The organism is Undibacterium sp. GW821-FHT11B02 (assembly GCF_058808955.1).
Genome location: NZ_JBXASD010000001.1, coordinates 342,574 through 363,253, shown reverse-complemented (window position 1 = coordinate 363,253; position 20,680 = coordinate 342,574). Strand labels below are relative to the sequence as shown.

14 protein-coding genes and 1 pseudogene are annotated in these 20,680 nt (G+C 51.9%); 10 read left to right on the top strand and 5 right to left on the bottom strand.

The window, feature by feature from the left end; all coding sequences use genetic code 11:
- Window positions 1-156 precede the first annotated feature (156 nt).
- Window positions 157-1,572 (top strand): annotated as a pseudogene (locus AC1RVX_RS01605) (RtcB family protein).
- 66 nt (window positions 1,573-1,638) lie between these two features.
- Here the strand turns inward: AC1RVX_RS01605 and AC1RVX_RS01600 are convergent.
- Window positions 1,639-3,168, bottom strand: a complete 1,530-nt coding sequence (locus AC1RVX_RS01600; protein WP_493214819.1) for a peptide MFS transporter — start codon at window positions 3,166-3,168, stop codon at window positions 1,639-1,641.
- Between the two features lie 512 nt (window positions 3,169-3,680).
- On the opposite strand from AC1RVX_RS01600, the gene AC1RVX_RS01595 reads away from it, so the two are divergent.
- The 7 genes from AC1RVX_RS01595 to AC1RVX_RS01565 all read left to right on the top strand — a co-directional run bounded on the left by AC1RVX_RS01595 (window position 3,681) and on the right by AC1RVX_RS01565 (window position 12,926).
- Window positions 3,681-5,009, top strand: a complete 1,329-nt coding sequence (locus AC1RVX_RS01595) for a M16 family metallopeptidase (RefSeq protein ID WP_493214818.1) — start codon at window positions 3,681-3,683, stop codon at window positions 5,007-5,009.
- A gap of 4 nt (window positions 5,010-5,013) precedes the next feature.
- Window positions 5,014-6,423, top strand: coding sequence for a M16 family metallopeptidase (locus tag AC1RVX_RS01590; protein WP_493214817.1), 1,410 nt, complete (start codon window positions 5,014-5,016; stop codon window positions 6,421-6,423).
- Between the two features lie 159 nt (window positions 6,424-6,582).
- Window positions 6,583-9,045 (top strand): alpha/beta hydrolase family protein, encoded by a 2,463-nt coding sequence (locus AC1RVX_RS01585; protein ID WP_493214816.1) that lies wholly within the window; start codon window positions 6,583-6,585, stop codon window positions 9,043-9,045.
- A 128-nt stretch (window positions 9,046-9,173) separates the two neighbouring features.
- Entirely contained in the window at window positions 9,174-9,605 is a 432-nt protein-coding gene (locus AC1RVX_RS01580) for an ANTAR domain-containing response regulator (protein WP_493214815.1), read from the top strand.
- A gap of 139 nt (window positions 9,606-9,744) precedes the next feature.
- The gene (locus AC1RVX_RS01575) at window positions 9,745-11,088 is read left to right on the top strand and encodes a sensor histidine kinase (RefSeq protein ID WP_493214814.1); all 1,344 of its coding nucleotides are present in this window, start codon (window positions 9,745-9,747) and stop codon (window positions 11,086-11,088) included.
- A 20-nt stretch (window positions 11,089-11,108) separates the two neighbouring features.
- The gene (locus tag AC1RVX_RS01570) at window positions 11,109-11,864 is read left to right on the top strand and encodes a LytR/AlgR family response regulator transcription factor (protein WP_493214813.1); all 756 of its coding nucleotides are present in this window, start codon (window positions 11,109-11,111) and stop codon (window positions 11,862-11,864) included.
- A 252-nt stretch (window positions 11,865-12,116) separates the two neighbouring features.
- Window positions 12,117-12,926 carry a TatD family hydrolase gene (locus AC1RVX_RS01565; protein WP_493214812.1) on the top strand — a complete coding sequence of 270 codons (810 nt, stop codon included), beginning with the start codon at window positions 12,117-12,119 and terminating at the stop codon, window positions 12,924-12,926.
- Here AC1RVX_RS01565 and AC1RVX_RS01560 read toward each other — a convergent pair.
- Window positions 12,923-13,516, bottom strand: coding sequence for a CcdC protein domain-containing protein (locus AC1RVX_RS01560; RefSeq protein WP_493214811.1), 594 nt, complete (start codon window positions 13,514-13,516; stop codon window positions 12,923-12,925). The genes AC1RVX_RS01565 and AC1RVX_RS01560 overlap by 4 nt on opposite strands.
- Before the next feature lie 156 nt (window positions 13,517-13,672).
- Window positions 13,673-15,403, bottom strand: coding sequence for a rhamnogalacturonan lyase B N-terminal domain-containing protein (locus tag AC1RVX_RS01555; RefSeq protein ID WP_493214810.1), 1,731 nt, complete (start codon window positions 15,401-15,403; stop codon window positions 13,673-13,675).
- A 602-nt stretch (window positions 15,404-16,005) separates the two neighbouring features.
- Between AC1RVX_RS01555 and AC1RVX_RS01550 the strand changes: the two genes are divergently transcribed.
- On the top strand, window positions 16,006-16,878 hold the full coding sequence (locus tag AC1RVX_RS01550; RefSeq protein ID WP_493214809.1) for a DMT family transporter: 873 nt from the start codon (window positions 16,006-16,008) through the stop codon (window positions 16,876-16,878).
- Window positions 16,879-16,935: 57 nt separating this feature from the next.
- Here AC1RVX_RS01550 and AC1RVX_RS01545 read toward each other — a convergent pair whose 3' ends face one another.
- Both AC1RVX_RS01545 and AC1RVX_RS01540 read right to left on the bottom strand, forming a co-directional pair.
- A complete protein-coding gene (locus AC1RVX_RS01545; protein ID WP_493214808.1) occupies window positions 16,936-18,930 on the bottom strand; it encodes a CocE/NonD family hydrolase in 1,995 nt (664 codons plus the stop codon).
- Between the two features lie 90 nt (window positions 18,931-19,020).
- Window positions 19,021-19,683, bottom strand: coding sequence for a GGDEF domain-containing protein (locus AC1RVX_RS01540; protein WP_493214807.1), 663 nt, complete (start codon window positions 19,681-19,683; stop codon window positions 19,021-19,023).
- Here AC1RVX_RS01540 and AC1RVX_RS01535 point away from each other — a divergent pair.
- The gene (locus AC1RVX_RS01535; RefSeq protein WP_493214806.1) at window positions 19,682-20,671 is read left to right on the top strand and encodes a 1-aminocyclopropane-1-carboxylate deaminase/D-cysteine desulfhydrase; all 990 of its coding nucleotides are present in this window, start codon (window positions 19,682-19,684) and stop codon (window positions 20,669-20,671) included. The two genes, AC1RVX_RS01540 and AC1RVX_RS01535, sit on opposite strands and share 2 nt — an antisense overlap.
- Window positions 20,672-20,680 lie beyond the last annotated feature (9 nt).

Genomic DNA, 20,680 nt, shown 5'->3' with positions numbered 1-20,680 from the left:
CTCTTGGTTGATGCAGAGACACATCCGGCATCGCCATATTTGCAATCGCAGCAAATATGGCTATACTGACGACTCTCCTCTTGGCGCTGCTGCTAGAGGTACAAATGCCCCCGAATCGCCGGAGGCGTACCTGTACTTCAAATTTTGGTAGCCGTCATGACTTCTATTCTCCGTTCCTTACCACCGTCTTTTCCCCGTCTGCAATCGGCCCTGCAAAGACAGGGCATTCACGTTGAACATGCCAATGGCATTTTTCAACTTCATAATGAACATGCGCAGGCTTCTGTGCTATTACCGGACTCGCTTCCTCTGGAAGAAAAGGCGGTCAAGCAATTGCTGGCTTTTGCTGCAGTTAAATCCCCGGATGCCAGTCACGGGGTTTGCAAGGCTTGTGCCACACCAGATTTTCATCCTGGCAGCATTGCGCCAGTCGGTTCCATCGTCGCCACGGATGCCGGGTTTGTGATTCCTGCTGCTATCGGCACCGACATCAATTGCGGCATGCGCCTGTTGACGACAGGTTTTAATCTGACGCAGGCCAGTCTGCATAAAGACGCGCTGATCCGTCAACTGCAAAGAGTCTTGCTGGAAAATGCCAGGGATGTCCCTGCCCATGTCCAGGCTTTTGCTGCGCTGTGTGATGCTGGCCCGGCAGCTTTTCTGGATAGTTTGCCGGATAGCGGTATCTGGGCCACGGCGGACCGGGACAGGTTGCAGCAAGAACTTGCTGTCTGCATAGGTCTGCATGAATTTGGCGGCGCAAGCCGCTATGCACCCGAAGCCTGGTTTAATCGCGCAGGCATCATGCGTGACCCCAGCCTGGGGACCACCGGCGGTGGTAATCACTTTGTTGAATTGCAGATCGTTGATGCGGTATTTGATCGCCATCTGGCTTATCGCGCAGGGCTGGCAAAAGACGATATCGTGGTTATGATACACAGCGGTTCGCGCGATGTAGGCTTCTATGTCGGTCAGCGTTGGATGGACAGGGCCAGGTCAGAATGGCCTGTGGGCCTGAAGCATCCTGACACCGCACTGTATGGCCTTAGCGGTGAACTGGCTGAAGAGTACCTGCAGGCCATGGGGGTGGCAGCACGCTATGCCTGGGCCAATCGCATGGTGCTGGCTGAACTGGTCAGGCAGCAGTTGCAAGCCGTACTGGGCGAGGCCAGATCGAATTTGATCGTGGATGTACCGCATAACGTGATCTTGCGTGAGCATGGCTTGAACATACACAGAAAAGGTGCCACCCCTGCACGCGATGGTGACCTGGCGTTGATACCCGGCTCCATGGGTGACGCCAGCTTTCTGGTGCAGGGACTGGGTAATCCGGACTGGTTATGGTCTTGCAGTCATGGCGCAGGCAGGCGTGTACGGCGGCAGGATGTGCGACGCGTGCGTCTCGACAATGCAGAGGCCACCTGACAATGTGTGACACTGCGTGAAGAACGTCGTGTTGAAGAAGCACCGCAAGCCTATAAACCCATAGGTCCGGTCATAGAGGCGCAGGAAGAGGCCGGGCTGATCAAGGCAGCAGTCAGGCTCAGACCTTGGATCACGTTTAAAGCATAAGTTTTAAAAATAAAAAAATCCCCGCGCGATGGATCATGGCGCGGGGATTTTTTATGCAAAGGCAGTTTAGTGTATGCCGTGCATTTTTCTTTCCATCCATTTGTTAAGCAACATCATCACTACACCTGCACCAATCGGTATCAGCGTAAAGATGAGGAAGAAGATGGATAGCGAATAATGTTTTGAGATCTCGTCGATATAACTGCCACTAAGACCAGCCAGTTTATTGGCGATGGCAGTGTTCAGAAACCAGACGCCAAACATCAGACCCAGCAAACGTGGTGGTGCCAGTTTACTGATATACGACAGGCCGACTGGAGAGAGGCACAATTCACCCATGGTGTGGAAGAAATAAGCTGCGATCAGGAAAATCATACTGACGCCAGCCGTTTTGGCACCCGCAGGAATGCTGGCAGAACCGTAAGACAGTGCTGCAAAGCCCAGTCCCAGCAAGATCAGGCCAACACCAAATTTGACGGGGCCGCTCGGGTTCCAGTATTTCTCCCACATTTTGGAAAACATAGGTGCCAGGATCACCAGGAAGAAAGAATTCAGTACACCAAACCAGGTGGCAGGTACGCTGGACTGATCGAGGGCAAATTCACGACGCAGCATCCAGATCACCAGCGCCCAGATCAAACCTATACAAATGACCAGCAAGGCATTCGACAACAGGTAGCGCTTTGCTGTACCGGCAAACAGTTTGAGCAGCAGCCAGGACAGGATGATGGTCGGGATCACGGTCATCAGGCTGTTGACGATTTTAAACACCATGCCGCTGGTGCCAACCAGTGCACGGTCAGTGTAATCCGCTGCAAAAATTGTCATCGAACCACCAGCCTGCTCAAAGGCAAACCAGAAAAAGATGGTGAAGAAAGAGAACACGCATATGGCCATCAGGCGGTCAGCAATGATGTGCGGCGCAGCTTCTTCTGCCACCACTGCATCAGTTTTTTGCTGTGACTTGGCAAGGCCAATATCACCAAAGATACCCTGGCCAAAATAAAACTGGATCGCACCCAGCATCATGAAGATACCGGCCAGACCAAAGCCCATGGGCCAGGAAATTTTTTCACCGATGTAGCCGCACAACAAAATGCCGAAAAAAGCACCGGAATTGACACCCATGTAGAACAGGGTGTAACCGCCATCACGGCCACCTTCATTGTCCTTGGTATACAACTGACCAACGATGGCAGAGATATTCGGTTTGAACAAACCGGTACCAGCAACTACCAGGCCCAGACCGGTATAGAAGGTGGCAGGGCTATCCAGCAGCAGGCAGGCATGACCGGCGGCGATGATGAAACCACCCAGCACGACGGAGCGGCGGCTGCCGAGCAACTGGTCGGCAATGTAGCCACCAAGGATAGGGGTCAGGTACACCAACCCGGTATACCAGCCATACAAGGCAGTGGCGTCAGCCCGGCTCCAGCCCCAGCCGCCTTTGTCGGCGGTGGTGACCAGAAACAGCACCAGCAAGGCACGCATGCCGTAATAAGAAAACCGTTCCCACATTTCTGTGAAGAACAGCACAAACAGGCTATCTGGATGTCCCAGGATAGTGTGTGCGGCTGGCGTTTGAATTTTGTTCAAAGTGCTCTCCAGTGTTTATTTTGTATTAAAAGTGATTTATATCGCAAAATTTTTTTCATTGTGTATCATTAAATGATATGAATTGATTCAATTCGGCGCGTAGCTTACCACGACAAAAAGCCCAAATAAAAAGACATATTGCGCGCTGCAGCAAAAAATGCTGCACAAACATTGTGCAGATATCGTCGTCTGCATGCCTCATGAATCGTCGTATTTCACTTGCATATGCTTATTTGTACTTGCAAAATTAATGTTAAAAGAGTAATAAAAATGTGTCTCGTGTATGGCTGTGGTATCCCTTGGAAATAGAATAAGTGCCCGGATGTTTTGCATGATGATGTTGTTGTGACCGTGCATGGCTTGTGCCGCAATCGGCAGATGTGCTGGTGAATTAATACGGAACTCTTGCACCACAAGCATGAAATGAGCCAGTTTGCAGTTGTTCAGCACGAACCGCTTGCAACAGGTTTGTTGGAATTTGTCCACGAACAAAGGAACAAAAGGAGAGAGCAATGAAGTGGAAAAACCTGGTTGCCGTCGGCAGCCTGTTGTGTGGTATGACGGGTATGACAGGTATTGCACAGGCGGTGACGGCAGAGCAGGTGAAAACCTTCACTCTGCCAAACGGCATGAAGTTCCTGGTATTGGAGAACACCACCATTCCCAATGCGAATATGTACACCTACTGGAAAGTTGGTTCCCGTAATGAAGTCGCGGGCATCACTGGCTTGTCGCATTTTTTTGAACACATGATGTTCAATGGCTCCAAAAAATTCGGCCCCAAGCAGTTTGACCGCACCATGGAAGCCAGCGGTGGTGCCAACAATGCCTATACCAACAATGACGTGACGGTGTACCAGGACTGGTTTCCGGCGGTGTCGCTGCCGACCATTTTTGACTTGGAGAGTGATCGCATCGCCAATCTGAGCATTGACCCCAGGATGGTGGAAAGCGAACGCGGTGTGGTCTTGTCGGAACGCAGCACAGGATTGGAAAATTCCAATCTGCGCGCTTTGTGGGGCGAGGTGTATGCCGCAGCTTTCCGCGCTCATCCCTATTCGATTCCCACTATCGGCCATGAATCCGATATCAAGGCCTGGACGCAGGATGATCTGCAAAGGTATTTCAATGTGTATTACTCACCCAATAATGCGGTGGCGGTCATTGTTGGCGATGTCAAGGCCGATGAAGTGAAACGTCTGGCCGAGCAGTATTTTGCCAATGTTTCCCAGCGTGCCTTGCCACCCGCAGTGCGTACAGTTGAGCCGGAACAAAAAGGCGAGCGACGCGTATTTGTGCGCAAGGAATCGGCCACTGCTGCCAATCTGATGATTTCTTACAAGGTGCCTGCCACCAATCATCCTGATTACTATGCGCTGAATGTGATTTCCAGCATCCTGACCGACGGCAATACCTCGCGTCTGTATCAGGCACTGGTGGACAAGCGACTGGCGACGCAGGTCGGTTCCGACCAGGGCAAGGCACTTGACCCTGGCCTGTTCAATTTTTTTGCGGTGGCCGCCAACAAGGTGCCGGCAGCGACGGTGGAAGCAGCTTTGCTGGCAGAAATAGACCGCTTGATCAAGGACGGCATCAGCGAAGAAGAATTGCAGAAAGTGAAGAACCAGAAGCTGTTGAATTTCTACCGCACGCAAGAAACCATCAATGGCAAGGCAGCGCAACTGGGTGAATACGAAGTATTTTTCGGTGACTACAAAAAATTATTTGATGCGCCAGATGCTTACCGCAAGCTGACTGTGGCAGATATCAAAACGGTCGCCGCGAAATATTTCAAAAAATCACAACGTACTGTTGGTGTACTTGCCGCAGTGGAGGAATAATAAGATGATCAGCAAAAAAATTCTTGCATATAGTCTGGCCAGCGCCAGTCTTGGATTGTGCGTAGCTAGCAGCCATGCTGCCGATTTTCATCTGCCTGCGTTTGAAACGGCCAAGTTGTCAAATGGTCTGACCGTGTATCTGATGGAGCGTCACGATGTGCCACTGATCGCCATGCGTGCAGTGGTCAAGGCCGGAGCTGTCAATGATGGCAGCCAGTCTGGCTTATCCAACCTGACCGGTGAAACACTGCTATTGGGTAGCAGCAAATACGACAAGAAGGCCCTGGACCAGAGTTTTGATTTTCGTGGTGGCCGCATCGCCAGTGCCACCACCGCTGAAGCTACGGCCCTGACGGCAGAATTTGCCAAGGATGATGCCGGTACCTTATTGCCTATTATTGCCGATGTCTTGCAGCATCCGAGCTTCAACGAGGAAGAATTTGGCAAGCTGCGTGCGCGAACAGTCGATGGCTTGAAACAGGCCAAGGAAAGTCCGCGCAATGTGGTGCAAAATTATTATCGCAGCATGCTGTTTGGTAACGGGGCTTATGCCAATCCGGTGGCGGGTTCAGTCAACAGCGTGACAGCCTTGCAGACCCAGGATGCCCGCAGTTTCCATAAAATTTACTATCGCCCGGATAATGCAGCAGTGATCGTGGTAGGTGACTTCAAGCCAGCGGCCATGCGTGTGCAACTGGAAGCCCTGTTTGGCAAATGGCAATCTGCAGGGCCATTACCTGCGTCGGTAGTCAAAGGCAAGGTGCAGGCCGACAAAGCCAGGGTCTGGCTGGTGAATAAGCCGGACGCTGCAGAAACCACCTTCCTGTTTGGTGGTGCCGGTATTGCCCGCAATGACCCCGACTATGTAGCTTTGCAGGTGATTAACACCATACTCGGCGGCCGTTTTACCTCCTGGCTGAATGATGAATTGCGTGTCAATTCTGGCTTAACCTATGGTGCCAGCAGCAGCTTTTTCACGCTGACGGACACCGGTACCTTTGCCGTATCCAGCTTTACTGCCAGCCCCAAAACCGAAGCGGCACTGGCATTGGCGACCAAAACCTACCAGCGTCTGTGGGACAAGGGCATTGATGCCGCCACCCTGGAATCGGCCAAGGCCTATGTCAAGGGGCAATTCCCACCACGCTTCGAAACCAACCAGCAACTGGCAGGTTTGTTAAGTGATATGTATGTTTCCAGAGTCGGTCGTGAACAGATTGATCATTTCATGCGGGATGTTGATGGTTTGAATCCGGAAAAAGCCAAACAATTAGTGGACAAACATTTTCCACGCGATAAACTGCAAATGTTACTGATAGGCAAAGCAGAAGCCATACGTAGCATTGCTGCCAACTATGGTGAAGTCAGCGAGCTGGACATTACGGCGAATGGCTTTACCCCTGTCACCAAATAAGTGGATGTCGGTCATGCGTGATGGCAGAAATAGTAGCAATGCTTAAAATTGAGTAAATAAAAACCGCCCCTGTGTCAGGGGCGGTCGTTTTTTTTAGAGGTCATTACATGTCTTCATGTCAGACCCGCAGAATAAAATCAGAGACCAGGACAGTTTTTTATGTTTCGCTTCAAACCTTTGTTTTTCTTTGCCACACTCAGTCTGGTGGCGGCTTCTTCCAGTCAGGTGTATGCAGGTACTGCCAGCGAATCCGGTTATCAGTTACCGCCACCAGAATTACAGGCGGTAGTAAACGCCCCCAGAGGGCCGATTTTCCGCCTGGGGCCGCAAAACAAAACCGCCTTGTTACTGACCTTGCCCGGTTTACCCAGTATTGCTGACGTGTCCCAGCCAGAATTGAAACTGGCTGGCCTGCGTATCAATCCACGTACCCGCGCCGCCAGCAATTTTGATTTTGGCAATGGTATGAGCTTGCTGGATACCAGCAGCGGCAAACTGCGTGAAGTCACTGGTTTACCGGCAAAGGTCAAGATTGCTGAAACTGCCTGGTCTCCCGATGAACGCTGGCTGGCTTTCAGCATATGGGTAGATAACGGTGTAGAACTGTGGTTGCTGGATGTCAAGACTGCAGCGGTCCATCGTTTGATGGCCGACAAGCTCAATGCGGTTACCGGGCCCGGGTTTTCATGGATAGATGGCTCAGATAAGTTACTGGTCAGACTCGTGCCATTGCGCCAGAAAGAGTTGCCAACGGCCAGCTTTATTCCGGCTGGACCGAATACGCAAGAAAGCAGGGGCGGCAAACTGAGCCAGAATCGTACCTATCCAGATATGTTGAAGACGCCACGTGACAGCGACGTGCTTGACTGGCAATTGCAGACGCAGCTGGCTTTTGTCAGCGTCAAGGGCGAGCTGCACCGTATAGGTCATGCCATGACGCTGACCAAATCGCTGGCCTCCCCCGATGGCAAGCTGATTTTGACCACGCAGTTGCGCCGCCCCTATTCGACCATGTTACCTATCGATCGCTTTGGCCAGTTGATAGAACTCTGGGACAATCAGGGCAAGAAAGTCAAGACCGTAGCCGAGCGCCCTATGCGTGAGCGCTTGCCAACTGGTATGGATGCTGTACAAGCCGGCCCCCGTGATTTTGGCTGGCGTACCGACAAACCCGCCACCCTGTATTGGCTGGAAGCGCAGGCTGGTGGCGACCCGGAAGTCAATAGCAAGGTACATGATGCCTTGTTCCAGCAGGCCGCACCTTTCGATAGCCCGGCTCATAAAATCATGGACATGGCCTGGCGTTTTGGCAGCGTGCAATGGGGTAATGATAACTTGGCACTGGTTACCGAAAATTGGTTGAAGACCAGAGACACCCGCACCTGGCGCGTGCAACCCGGCTTGCCAGACAGCAAGCCGGATCTCTTGTTCAGCCGTAAATCTGAAGATCAGTACGCCAATCCTGGTTTACCGGTGATGACACAAAATACCTTGGGCCGCCTGGTATTGCGTACTACGCCAGACGGCAAGGCCATCTTCCTGACGGGCACTGGTGCCAGCGCCGAAGGAGACAGGCCTTTCCTGGATAGATTTGATCTCGCCAGCAAACAGGCTACCCACCTCTGGCGCTCACAGGCACCCTACTATGAAGAAGTGATGGCTCTGTTGAATGACAAGGGGAGCAGTTTTGTCACCAGTCGTGAATCAAATGATGAAAGACCGAATTTCTATCTGCATGATTTGAGCGGCAATGCCGGACCACGTGCATTAACCCAGTTCCCGCATCCCATGCCGCAATTCAAGGGAGTTAAAAAGCAACAAATCCGCTATGAGCGTGAAGACGGCGTTGAGCTGACGGCGACACTTTACCTGCCGCCAGGTTACGACCCGAAACGTGATGGCCCCCGCCCCATGATCATGTGGGCTTACCCGCGCGAATTCAAAACCGCAGAGGCGGCCAGCCAGGTTATCGGTTCACCCTACAAGTTCAACCGCATTCCCTATACCGGCCCGCATGCGATGCTGGCACGTGGTTATACCGTGCTGGATGGGCCGACCATGCCCATCGTCGGCGAAGGCAAGAAAGAACCGAATGATACTTATCTGGAACAACTGAAAATGGATGCCGAGGCAGCGGTAGACGAAGTTGTGCGCCTGGGCGTGGCAGACCGCAACCGCATTGCCATAGGTGGTCACAGCTATGGTGCCTTTATGACCGCCAATCTGCTGGCGCATACCCGTTTGTTCAGGGCCGGTATTGCCCGCTCAGGTGCCTATAACCGCAGTCTGACACCATTTGGCTTCCAGTCAGAAGACAGGAATTACTGGAAAGCCAACAAGGTGTATCAGGACATGTCACCGTTTAATTTTGCCAACCAGTTCAAGGATCCTATCCTTTTCATCCATGGCGAGCAGGATAATAATCCGGGTACTTTCCCCATGCAAAGTGAACGCATGTACCAGGCCATACAGGGACTGGGCGGCATTACCCGTCTGGTCATGCTGCCCAATGAAAGCCACAGCTATCGTGCGCGCGAATCCATACTGCAAGTATTGTGGGAACAGGATCGCTGGCTGGAAACCTATGTCAAGAATGCCAAGCCAGACAGTAGCAGAGAGTAATTTGCAGAATTGATCAACAGACATCACAAATGTTAAAAAAGGCAGCAGATTCATAAGATCGGCTGCCTTTTGCACATGAACTTAATGTTTTGCATTAATATGCAGTCATATTATCTACACGGTTTCCCATGCTTAAAGCCGTCATTCTCGACGCTAATGCCGTCGCCCGCAATTTACTCGCCTCTGTGTTGGTCAACGGTGGTCATGAGGTGGTGGGAGACGCTAACCTCAGCCCGGCCAGCCTTGCACGTGTCATCAAGCTTAAACCCCAGGTTATTTGTATCGATGTTGGTGAGGCCGATACAGAGGGTCTGGCGCTGCTGGACAAGCTGCGGGCCGATTTGCCCAAATCCCTGTTATTCCTGGTTTCCTCTAAAATTGATGCCGCGACCTTACAGGCAGCCCAGCAACGTGGCGTAGTGGGCTTTATCGTCAAACCTTTCAATTCGGTCGCCGTCCTGACTTCCATACGCAATACCATACTGCGTATTGCCAAGCAGCAAAAAACTGCCGTGGCTGAGAGTGAACCTGAAGATCCGGGTGACGCAGAAGCAGGTTGAGTTTATCCCCGCTGAGTTCATCTCCGTTGAGTTTATCTCCGTAATATCAGGTTTCATCCACCAACTGCGAGTTTTGTCGCATTTGTCCTATTTCAACCTATCCAGCACTAGACTAAGCAAAACTTTACCGGGAATTGCCATGTCTCTTTCTAATGCCATGTCCAAACAATTGCATACTTCAGAACAACTGCTGCCATCCGAAGTGACTGCACGTAGCGAAACCTGGCTGACCCGCGCCCGCAATTATCCGGTCTTTTCCCGCATCTGGTTCCGTTATCGTGCGCAGGCATGGATAGGCTTTTTTGCCATCGTTGACCTGCTGGTATTGGTGGTGGGCTGGGTGGCAGATGCGAATATGAGCAAGACCGTGGCGGTCTTTATCCCCTTGACACTGGGTAGCACCGCCCTGCACCTGCTGGGGCCTGCAATGGCAGTCTGGGTCAGGAACCGGGCCTATACCGGTAAAAAGGAAGTCATTGCCTTGCTGTCGGCCCTGTTATTGGGGGCGGCAGGCAGTTATGGGGTGTTTTCGGGTGTTAATTACGCGACCAAATATTTATTGCTGGGCAGTGCTGATGTTGAATTGGCTGTTTCCGGCTCCATAGGTGCCAGGCAAAAAGATACTGTAGCCAAACCAGCCAGTGCTGTCACCCCGCAGGCGAGTGTTCCGGCACAGCCTGCTGATAACAAAGACGCCGCCAATAAACTTGAACACACACCAGCACTGAAGCTGATGATGGAGGGATTTTCCCTGTTCGTTACCACCAGCCTGATCATTTATACCGGTGGGGCGGTGGATTTTTGGTATTTCTTCCGCCAGAAAAAACGTCTGCTGGAAGTCATGCGCCAACAGGAACTGCAACAGGCACAGGATGCGCGACGTGAGGCAGAACTGCGTCTGTCAGTATTGGCGGCTCAGGTAGAACCGCATTTCTTGTTCAATACCTTGGCGGGTGTGCGCTCTGCCATCCTGACAGAGCCGCAACGTGCCACAGCGATTGTTGATCACCTGGTCGATTACCTTCGTGCAACCATACCGCAAATGCGTAATGATGGCAGTTCGGCGCAAGCCAGGCTGAAGCAGCAACTGGAAGCCGCCAGCGCTTATCTGGGCTTGATGCATGCACGTATTCCCCGACTCAGTTACAGCGTCGACAGCGAAGTGAGCGATGCCGCACTGCCACCACTGATGTTGATTTCCCTGGTTGAAAATGCAGTCAAGCATGGTGTTGAACCGAAGATAGGTCCGGTGCATATTGCTGTTCATGCCAGGCGTGTTGAACAGGATGGTGCAGCCATGCTCGAACTGACGGTGGAAGATGATGGTGTTGGTTTTGCCGGCAGCAGTACGGGTTCGGGTATAGGGCTGGCAAATATTCATGAGCGCCTGACTTCCATGTATGGTGAACGCGCAAGTCTGATATTGAAAGCCAGGGCGGAAGGTGGCGTTGCTGCGACCATCCTGTTACCGCTGGAAGCCTGATTGAAATAAGGAAACGATTCATGACTACAGCCATCATTGCCGATGACGAAGATTTGCCGCGCAAGGAATTGCGCCGCATGTTGAGCAAAGTATGGCCAGAACTGGAAATACTGGCTGAATGTGAGCACGGTGCCGAAGCGCTGGAAGCCATACACCATGACGCACCAGATATCGCTTTTCTGGATATCCGCATGCCCGGTATGACCGGGCTGGATGTAGCGCATGCCGTCAAGGGCCGTTGCCATGCTGTGTTCACTACAGCGTATGACAGCCATGCCATCGATGCCTTTGCCGCCGGTGCGGTGGATTATTTGCTGAAACCGATATCCGAAATTCGCCTGCAAGAAGCCGTAGCGCGTCTGAAAGAACGCATCACCAGCAAGCAACCGGTGGCCGATGTCAGCCAGTTGATGTCAGAACTGGACAAGCGCCTGCGCAGTAGTACCGTTGAGCGCATACGCTGGATCAGTGCCAGCGTGGGCGATACGATCAAGATGTTCCCGGTAGAAAAAATCCTGTTTTTCAGTTCAGACGAAAAATACACCAGGGTGGTTTGTGCCGATGACGAAGCGCATGTGCGCAAGCCGCTGAAAGAATTGATGGATGGCCTAGACCCGGACATATTCTGGCAAATTCACCGGGGTGTGGTGGTACGTGCCGATGCGGTCACACGCGCCCATAGAGACGAATTGGGGAAATACACAGTGGAAATTCGTGGTTCACAAGAAAAGCTCAAGGTGAGTCAGGCATATGCCTGGCGCTTCAAACCCATGTAAGTCCTAAAAGTGTGAAAAAACCTGGCTTTATCGTTTGTGGAAATCCAACGGTTACTACAGAATGGCTTGGCTTTTTCGAGCAAGCAGATTTATGATGGCGCTGGCGATGCAAGCTACGCCATCATTTTTTAATAAAAAGATTTGGATTAATCCAGACGATTTCTCTTTCGCAGTTTCTGCTTCAGAATATCCTCAATCCTTACTGATTGAGCGAGCCGGTAGTCCAAATAATAACAATAACAGGAATCTCAAATGCAACAAAAAAATACACTGATCGATATCGGTGCCAATCTCGCACATCATCGTTTTCATGCCGATCTGGATGCTGTCATTGACAGAGCCAGGCAGGCCGGTGTTGAACACATCATCGTCACTGGCACTTCAGAACGCGCAAGCCATGATGCTTATGCGCTGACACAAACTTATGCAGGTTATCTGAGCAGTACTGCTGGTGTCCATCCGCATGAAGCCAAAAACTGGAATGCAAATTGCGCCAAAACCATAGAACAACTGGTAAGCAGGCCGGGAGTGGTCGCCGTCGGTGAATGTGGTCTTGACTATAACCGCATGTTCTCGACTGTAGTCCAGCAACTGGCTTGCTTTGAAGCGCAATTGCAACTGGCCGTGCGTGTGCAAAAACCGGTGTTTTTGCATGAGCGTGAGGCACATGATGATTTTTTTGCCCTGCTCAAACAATACCGTTCGCAGCTCAAAGGCGCAGTGGTGCACTGCTTTACCGGCAACACGGCAGAAATCCGCGAATACCTGGATCTGGATTGCCATATTGGTGTGACTGGCTGGGTATGTGATGAGCGCCGTGGTGATGACTTGCGTCAGGCACTCAAGTTCTTGCCGAAAGAAAAGCTGATGATAGAAACGGATGCACCGTTCCTGTTGCCACGCAGCTTGCCCGTGAAACCAAAAGATAGCCGGAATGAGCCCATGTACTTGCCGTTCGTGCTGGAAGCCGTGGCCAGCATTCTGGGTATATCACCCATAGCACTGGCGCATCAGGTGCGATTGAATACCGGGCAGTTTTTTAATCTCTCCTTAACCAGTTAGGATTGCGGCGCCGATGGCGTTGGATTGTCTGCGTCATTCGCAATCTCTGCTGTCGAGGTTGGTGTTACAGATGGTACTGTAGTTCGCAAACTGCGCGACCAGCGCAACAGGCCAATGGCATAGGTAATATAGTAGGCGGCCAGCATGCCAAACAGGAACAGGGTAAGTGAGCTGCCATAAAAATCACCAGGTGGTGCGCTAAAAGATTGCGTGGTGAAATACAAGGTTCCCATACGCCATGCAATACGACCCAGCAGCAGAACAGACAGAGCAATACCCAGATGGGCATTTGGCGTATAGAATTTTCCTGCGGGATTGTTTTCAAATTTGGTCAGGCGATGACCATACATACCCAGACCGATACCGAAAGCCATGCCACCCAGCATGATCAGGGCGTTGCCTTCATGCTTCAGTGCACCGAACATGACCAGAGCGATCAGCACCGGGAAAATACATACCGTCATCATTGCACGCACGCCGGAATATTTTTGCCGGCCTACCATGCGCCTGATACGCGACACGATACGCCATAGAATAAACGCGCCGATGGCGGCGCCAAACAACAGGGATGATGGACTAGCTGTGGCCATGAGGGACTTTCTGTCTTGTGTGCAGATGAAAATTAGAACTCATCCCTATTTATGAAATGAGTTTTAAAAGTCTAACATGTCCTTAAATTTGCCTGTACCAGAATGTATCAGGCCAGCGAAGATTTCGCTGGCCTGAAAGGTTTTGTATTACAAGGTTTATTGCAAGAGATCTACCGCATCATACGAATAACCCGGGCTCAGGTAAGTCGTACCGCTGGAGCCGCTGATGGCAGTCAGGGTCAGGGTATTTTCACCCACTACAAAAGCACTGGCAGGGATACTGAAAGTGAACATGGTATTGTTACCGCGATAGCTGCCGACGGTCATGGTGCGGCTGGATGGCTGGGTCGATGCCGCCGGATTGGCAGATACCCAGGCATTCATTTGCGCCTTAGGACGTCCTCCCGCGTAGGCGGTAGTAATGCCTACCCTAAGGGTATGGTCGGCAATCTGGCTGGCTGTCAGGTTGAACTTGATGGTGTAAGTGCCATTCACTGATTTCCACTGATATGCCGGGAAGTTGGCCGCTGCAGTTGAAGTACCAACCACGAAAGTACCTGGTACCCAAGAACTCATGCGTACATCGGATGGATGCATGGTGGTGACTTTGTCGCCATTCAGGAACTCGGCAGGTGAACCATCCCAGTCACCGATGCGCCATATTGCAGCACTGCTGCTGGGGTCGCCAGTAATGGTGATGGCACCGGCATTATAGGTACTGCCAGCACTGACGGTGACGGTACGTGTATCGACTGCCAGTTCATTTTTGTAGACCTTCATGGTGTAGGTGCCAGGAATCATGTTCGGGCTATTGAATGAACCGTCACTTGCATTTGCAGTGGCCCAGTATTGCGCCGTTGCATTTGAAAAGCCGACTGTATAGCCAAAGTTGGTATCGCGGCCATAGATGGCTGTGCCAGCAACCGCACCACGTGCTGATGCAGGGACGTAACCTGTCATGCCCATGTTGGCGAACCATGAAGTGTCCAGTGTGCCGGGAGCAGAACCGCTGGTGAATACCAGCGTATAGGTATTCAGGATGCCGGGGCGATATGCTTCAGTCTGGTTTTCACCATAGTTGACGATGTAGGTGATTTCTTGGTCGGTGGTCGTGATCTGGTTCAGCAGACTGCGGAAAAACGGACCACCGGAGCCGCCTTCATTATTGTCCCTGACCATCCACAGGCCGACGCTGTTGCTGGTACCGCCTATGTATGACCAGTCTTTCAAGCGCATGTTTGAATAATGCTTGGAACGTGTTTCGCCATTGGCCATGCCGAAGATGTCGCTGGATTCGATGGCACCGGTTGTGTTGCGCAGATCTGATGGCCCCGGGCCGTAAGGCAGTGCTCCTACCGGTACACGCACGATATAACGCACCAGGTTGAGAGTATCTGGTTCGCTAGTGAAGTAGGTCCCCATGTAGATGTGCGGGCTGCCATTTTTTGCCAGGTAGTAATGGGTCAGATTGCCAGCTTGTACTGTGACACGGATATAGTCGGTATTGATGACATCGGCATTGACCGTTACGGCAGAAACACCGGTGTACAGGTAATCGAAACCGCTATTCACCTGTGAACCCCTGGACTGATCCTGATATTGCACACCGTTATAAATCAGCGATGCAATGTCACCTGCGGATTGAGTACTGACACCGTTATCAAGACGGCGGACTTTAAACACCAGACCGGCACCGGTATCTACCGTATAGAAATTGGCGTCGGAAGTCAGGCCGAAGGTACTGGCTGGTGCTGCTTGTGGGGGAACCGCAGCCGTTACCGTGTTTCCAGTTTGTGTGCTTTTACTACCGTCGCTGCCGCCACAGCCTGCGAGTAGACTGAGTAGCAGGCAACTTAACCAAAAGCTGCATAATTTTCTTGTTTTCAATTTTTGTCTCCTGTTTTTAATTGGGGAATCTAGTTGTATTTTTGCGATGTCGTTTCTGATGTGTTCTCCTTTATTGACGAGGTGACCTTGCGACACACGATGTGTTGCATGGTGAATCTGAATTCATGGTGAAACTTACGGTAACGCCGTCGGTGGATCCGCCTGCGGCAAACACACACAAAAGCGATATAAAGCAAAGGGGTGCAACATGCGTCCGGCATCAGCAAGGTGCCAGGCAATGTAAAAAACGTCGGTACGGCTTGATACTCTTAGTCTGTCGCAGGCGACGATACTGAGTTAGCTTCAGACTTTGTTTCGAGTTGATGGAAAGCGTTTTGCTTGCGGCGAAACAGCTTGTGGCTGAAGTGGGTGGTACTGCTGCGCAAGTCTTTTATAATGAAACAAGTATTGTTTTCAGTGTTCAGTATGTCAATTCAATCAGGCAACAACCGCGGTGAATATTGCAATAAATCATTTTTTTGAGCGATGCCCGCGCATGACCTTGCTGTTGCTTATCCCCGATTTCCTGCCATGTCCGAAAGCTGCCAGCAGCTTTCTTCACAGTTTGTTAAGCTGCTTGCCTGATAGTTATGGAGCGGCTTATGCGCAGTGCTGATTTATTACGTTTGATTTCCCTGGCGGCCATCTGGGGTGCGTCTTTCCTGTTCATGCGGGTGCTGGCACCTGTAGTCGGGGTATTGTGGAGTGCCGAAGTCAGGGTAGGTCTGGCAGGCATGGCCTTGCTGACCATGATGATCATTACCGGCAGGGCGATGAATTTTCGCGATAACTGGAAATCGTTTCTGATACTGGGGACGATCAATTCTGCCCTGCCTTTTGCACTGTATTCGTATGCGGCACTGAGCATCCCCGCCGGTTATTCGGCGATCGTGAATGCCACCAGTCCTTTATGGGGAGCGATGATGGGGGCGGCTTTTCTGGGCGAGCAACTGACCCTGCGCAAAATGGCGGGTATGGCCATGGGGGTACTCGGCGTTGCCTTCCTGGTGCGTTTGGGACCAGTGGAATTCAATAGCAAGCTGGTGCTGGCGGTCATGGCCTGTGTTGGTGCAACACTGTGTTATGCCATCGTCGGTATTTATACCAAGAAAAAACTCAGTGGCATGACGGCCATGCAAATGGCCACTGGCTCACAAGTGGGGGCAGCATTTGTATTATTGCCCTTCCTGCCACTGGCACCGGTAAGGGGCGAGATCACGACAACGATAGTGGTGGTGGGGATCGCCCTGGCGCTCTTGTGCAGCGCGGTTGCCTATCTGATTTATTTCCGCCTGATGGCGGATCTGGGACCGACCAAGGCACTGACGGTGACTTTCCTGATTCCGCTGTTTGCCTTATTGTGGGGTTATCTGTTCCTGCATGAAAGCATCACGCTGAATACGGCGATAGGGTGTGCAGGGGTAGTGCTGGCGACCTGGCTGGTGGTGTTTCAGCCCGTTAAAAAAGTGCAGTAAAGCCTCATCCGAATTGATAATGCCGGTCACGCCAGTTCACGGCATGACCGGCATTTTTTATTGATCCAGCGCTGGCAAGACTTTCACATGCAGTGCGCTGGGCTGGCTGCTGCTGTGATACACCTTGTGCGTGGCCTTGATAAAGTCACTGTCTTTGGCTTCATAAATATTCGGCACAAAGCTTTGCGGGTTGCGGTCTATGAAGGGGAACCAGCTGGACTGCACCTGCACCATGATGCGATGCCCACGCTGGAAAGTGTGGAACACATCATTGATGCCAAACTTTACCTTGGTGACCTGGTTCGGAACCAGCGGTTTCGCGGTTTCGAAACCATCACGGAAACGGGCACGGAAAGGTTCGCCCCTGACCAGAGTTTGCTGATTGCCGCGATTGTTTTGTGGATCAGTTTCCAGGTTGGGTGGATTGACATCGATAAGCTTGACCACAAAATCAGCATCTGTACCTGTGACACTGACAAACAGGTCTGCCGCCAGTGGCCCAGCGAGGGTTACATCTTTTTCCAGTACCTCGCTTTGCCATGTCAGTACATCGGGGCGACGGGTAGCGAAACGCTGGTCAGCGGCCACATACTGATTGCTCCAGCGTGTGCCTATCTCGGTGGTGTATGGCACTGGTTTGGCCGGGTCACTGACATATTCATCAAACTGCGCATCCTGATTCGCTGGGGCAGTGAAACTGAGTTTGCCATCGGCCTGGAAATACAATGCCTGGTCTTTGCTTTCTTTCGGTGGCCACTGGTCAAAACCACGCCAGCGATTGGCACCAGTTTCAAACATCCAGGCTTCGGGCAGTGCCGGTTTGTCGCCGGTTTTCAGGTAGTGTTTAAAAAATGCCAGTTCTATCGGTTGATAGGTTTCCACGGTACGGTAACCAAAATTCGCGTCACCCACCTTGTCACCATCAGTGCGGAACCAGCCGCCGTGTGTCCAGGGGCCGACGACCAGGGTGTTTTGTATGCCGGGGTTCTGTTTTTCTATGGACTTGTAGGTGTTGAGCGGGCCATACAGATCTTCGGTGTCGTACCAGCCACCCACGGTCAGCACCGCTGCCTTGATGTTTTTCAGGTGTGGCAAAATATTCCTGCTTTGCCAGAACTGGTCATAGTTGGGATGCGCCATAATGTCATTCCAGAACGGGATGCCATTTTTAAAATGACGGGTATTTGCATTCGCGACCGAACCCAGGTCAAGGAAGAACTGATACCCATCTGGCGTGCCAAAGTTGAAATTCTTCCAGCCAACACTGGAAACTGGTTGTGGCCGTGGCTGACCGAAGCCGTAGAAAAAACCAAACGCCATTTGCAGGTTGAAGGCACCATTTCTATGCATGTCGTCACCCCGGAACCAGTCCGCAATCGGGGCCTGTGGCGACACTGCTTTCAGGGCCGGGTGGCTGTCTATGGCACCGGCCGAGGTATAGAAACCTGGGTAAGAATTACCCCATTGCCCTACCTTGCCATTATTGTTGGGCAAATGTTTGGTCATCCATTCTATGCTGTCATAGGTATCTGAGCTTTCATCAATATCGTTTCCCCCTTTTTTCTGGTCTATGTGCGGGCGCATATTGACGAATTCGCCTTCTGACATATAGGTGCCACGTACATCCTGAAAGGCAAAGATGAAGCCTTCCTTCTCATATTCTGCGGTAGGTCCAAGCATGGTCTTGTACTGGTCCGCACCGTAGGGGGCGACAGAGTAAGGCGTGCGGTTCAGCAGAATGGGATAACGTTTGTTGTTATTGGCATCATTCGGCACATACACGACGGTGAACAGCAGTTTGCCGTCGCGCATGGGGATGCGGTATTCAAATTTGCAGTAATGCTTGCGGATGTAGTCGGCACGCTGTTTGATCTGGTCTGCTTTGTCGTCGGCAAGATTGGCTGCGTTGGTGACATTCGTGGCATTGATGAAACTGGTAGCGGCTGTCGTGGTGGCCAGCACAGGCACCGCCATGCTGCCCAGCATGGCACTCAGCAACAGAGGGACTAGCGCATGTGTGGGTCGCATGCGCTGCAAATCAGACTGGATCATGGTTTTCCCGGAAATTGTAAGAATATAAGAATGCGAATTGCTTGGTTCATTTTTAAGCGAACAAGTTCCCAATTTAATTGCTAACAGGCATTAATTGTCTGCATTGGGATCGTAATCCGGCAGGGGAGGCTCAATTTCCGAAATCTGGCTGACCCCCAGGCTGCGGGCAGTCGCCAAGGCAGAACTGACCCTTTTCAGCATGCTTTCGGCACTGTCTTTATGGGCATTGGTCGTCAGGCCGGTGGAAAAACTGACTTTCAACCCCGGTGCCAGACTTTCCCAAGCCACCTGTTCGACGCGCAGTTTCAGACGGGCTATTGCTTTGCGGCTGGCTTCCAGCCAGGTCGTCGGCATGACGATGGCAAATTCATTGGCAGCCACGCGGCCAAAGGAATCGAGGGTGCGCAACATGGTCAGGGCTTCTTTGGATACCCTTTGCAATACCTGACGAGCCACCGCCTGACCATGCTGCTCCAGTATCTGTTCCAGACCATCTATGGCGATAGATGCCAGCGTGAAGGTGTGCCCGGTACGGAAAGAGCGGGCAAGTTCATTTTCCAGCATTCCCATCAATGAGCGGCGATTCAGTGCGCCAGTCAGGTGGTCGTGTCTGGCCATGCTATCGAGTTGTGTCAACACCGTTTCCAGTGCTGGCAATAAGTTGGCTTGCTGACCTTCGGTCTTGATTTGTCTGATCAATTGATCAAGTTGCTGTCGTGCATTCAGTAAAGTCTGAGTATTATCCGTCGACATGTCCTCTCCAGCGATGATGGTTAGCGGCAGGCGCTACAATGGCACTTTACCATTGACCACCGTATTTCTGCCAAGAATGTTGCCCTCAAATCAAGTCTCACCCTGTCAGCGTCTGGAAAGCAAGTATTTCCCTGGCATGAATTTATGGATCAAGCGTGACGATCTGCTGCATCCACTGGTGTCTGGCAATAAATTCCGCAAGCTCAAATATCCATTGCAGGCGGTGCGGGGCAGGGCTGTACACATTGTGTCCATGGGTGGTATCTGGTCAAATCATCTGCATGCACTGGCCCATGCCTGCGCCATGGCCGGTGTGCCATCTACTGCACTGGTGCGAGGCGCCGAGGGCATGCAAAGTGCCATGCTGGACGACATCCGCCAACTGGGCGTACAGGTAAAATTTGTCACGCGTGAGGCTTACCGGCAGTTGCGTAGCGAGCCAGACGCCTGGCGTTTTCATCTGACTATGCCGCAACAGGAAGTGTTGTGGCTACCGGAAGGTGGTAGCAGTGCACAGGCTTTGCGTGGTGTTGCTGAACTGGTGGCCGAATTGCCCTTTATCCCCTCGCATACGATACTGGCCTGTGGCACAGGTGCAACCCTGGCCGGGGTGCTGGCGGGTATGGCCGGTCGCTCCCAGGTCATAGGCATTGCTGCCGTCAGCAATGCGGCTTATCTGAAAGACGAGATAGCTCGCCTGCTGGCTGAGGCTGGCTATCCTGACTATCAAAATTACCAATTGTTGACGGATTTTCATCTTGGCGGCTACGCCCGCGTCACGCCGGAACTGATGAAATTTTGTGCTGATTTTGAAAACGAAACCAGCATCCCGCTTGAGCCTGTGTATACCGGGAAAATGCTGTTTGCGTTGCGCCAGTTGTGGCATGATGGTCGTTTGGCGGCAGATGCCAGCGTGCTTGCAATACATACCGGAGGACTGCAGGGGCGACGTGGGTTTGCCGCGATGTCAGTACCTGAGAATGGTTAAGGACAAAAT